This is a genomic window from Prevotella sp. MGM1, from assembly GCF_002933775.1.
Lineage (GTDB): Bacteria > Bacteroidota > Bacteroidia > Bacteroidales > Bacteroidaceae > Prevotella.
The window spans coordinates 1-1,748 of the sequence record NZ_BEWV01000007.1; the positions used below are offsets into that span (position 1 = coordinate 1).

The following is a 1,748-nucleotide window of genomic DNA, read 5'->3' on the forward strand; positions in this document are numbered from 1 at the left end:
ACAATGACGAGGTAGAGCGGTTGTCGCGCGACATTATATTCACCCACTGGGGACAGGCCGATGAGAACAGTATGATATGCCGTTTCGTCACGAGCTGGTCTACGACAGATGAAGAGCTTGATGCTTTGGAGCGTGTGCTCGGGCAGTGATAAAAAGAGAAAGACAGGCTGTGTAGTGCGGCCTGTCTTTCTCTTTTTATCCGGTTGTGTTCTTGTTATCCGATATAGGGGATGCTGTTTGCCGGCGGTGTTGGCGTGTAGCCGTGCCTTATTTCATTCTGTCGGGTATTTTTATTTTGTGTTCCGACATTCCCTCATAAGTGTTTATTGATATTGTCACAGAGTCGGTGTCGATACCGTCGCACGGTATGCTTACGTGGTATCTTGACGAGTAGTACTCCGGTACGCCGCCTTGGTCGTGATAAAGCCGCAGGCGTGCCGTGCGGGTCAGGTCGTCGTTTACGGTAGTCGTTTCGCGCATCATGCCTAAGGTATGGCGCTCCGAACCGCTGTCTGTAGTTCCGTTCTTGAGGTACAACCCTATGTTTATGTATTTCCCGCTCTTGCTCAGCCAGATGCTTTCAAACCTTACCGGATCCGTATGCCTGTCCTCAAACTCATGTTCCGGTCTCGGTGTGAGCACCGGCACCGGCGAGATGCTTATCGGTTCCACGCTGCCGCCACCCTTGTCGTTGTAGTACATCAGCGCGCGGTACACAGTGTCGGGGCGGTTAGTCCATTTGGGAGCCGCTTCAGGATATAGGGACAGCCTTATGCCGTCGTCCGTCTCCACGCCCTTTATGACGCATTTGCCGTCCGTATGCGCTTCCACGAAGTCCGCCCGTGTATATGAGTACTTCCCCGTGCCTGTATCGTAGCTGTCCGTCTCGCAGGCCGTTGCGGCAATCAGGGCCATCGACAAGAGTATGTTCCTCATCTCACTGCCGCTTCGTGGTTTATGGCCGGGTTGGCATACATTGTCAGCAGCCGTTCGTGCAGGAACGGCTCGTCTTTCACAGGCAGGTCTATCAGGGCCATGCGTCCGGCGATATACTTCTCGAAAGACTTCTTGTCTTCCTCCGTGTAGCGGTCGGCGAACGTCCTGTCTCCGCGCGACAGGTCAGCGGCTATGTAGTTGCCGGGATAAAGCCTGTATCCGGCGTGTATCTCCCTGTCCATGTGCTCGGCCACAGAGGCAAACAGTTCGCCTTTCGGCATGTCCGGATCGAGCGTGTCGAGCCATTCGTCAATGCACGGTGCGCAGTGGTAGTGTATGCGGCCTTTGCGCCCGGTGATGCCCGTTTGCATGCTCAGCACATCGTCGGCCTTGGTCTTTTTCCATCCCTCGACATCACGTTTGAGCTGAAACTCCCGTGCTTTCAGATAGTCGCATGGGTCATATTCGTATGATATGGCCAGCGGCACGATGTGCAGTTGTCTCAACCTTTCGATCACGCTGCCTTCCCCGCCCATTGCCATCATTTTGAGGATAGACTGTTGCGTGCGGTCGTCGCTGTCCTTGGCGCGTCCCTCACGCTGTGCTATCCAGATGTTGTCGTTCTTGCGCGATATTACGAAGTGCATGTACTCCGACAGCTGCCTGCTGTTTACGAGCATCTCCTTGATGCCCGCCCCGCGCTTTACGATGAACGACTTGTTCACCCTGACGAGGTCTTTTATCCACGGGGCGGCGAGCAGGTTGTCGCCGATGGCGATCTCACATGTGGTCGTGAAGCCCGAGTCGATAAG

2 protein-coding genes are annotated in these 1,748 nt (G+C 54.8%); both read right to left on the bottom strand.

What is annotated here, in order from left to right:
- Nucleotides 1-267: 267 nt before the first annotated feature.
- Nucleotides 268-936 carry a NigD-like C-terminal domain-containing protein gene (locus MoGM_RS00060; protein ID WP_104368237.1) on the bottom strand — a complete coding sequence of 223 codons (669 nt, stop codon included), beginning with the start codon at nucleotides 934-936 and terminating at the stop codon, nucleotides 268-270.
- The coding region (locus MoGM_RS12860; RefSeq protein WP_104368238.1) for an acyltransferase at nucleotides 933-1,748 on the bottom strand (816 nt) is incomplete at its 5' end. The genes MoGM_RS12860 and MoGM_RS00060, both read right to left, overlap by 4 nt.

Coding starts and splice junctions, on each gene's coding strand:
- MoGM_RS00060 (WP_104368237.1), bottom strand. CDS start 936: ATGAGGAACATACTCTTGTCGATGGCCCTGATTGCCGCAACGGCCTGC.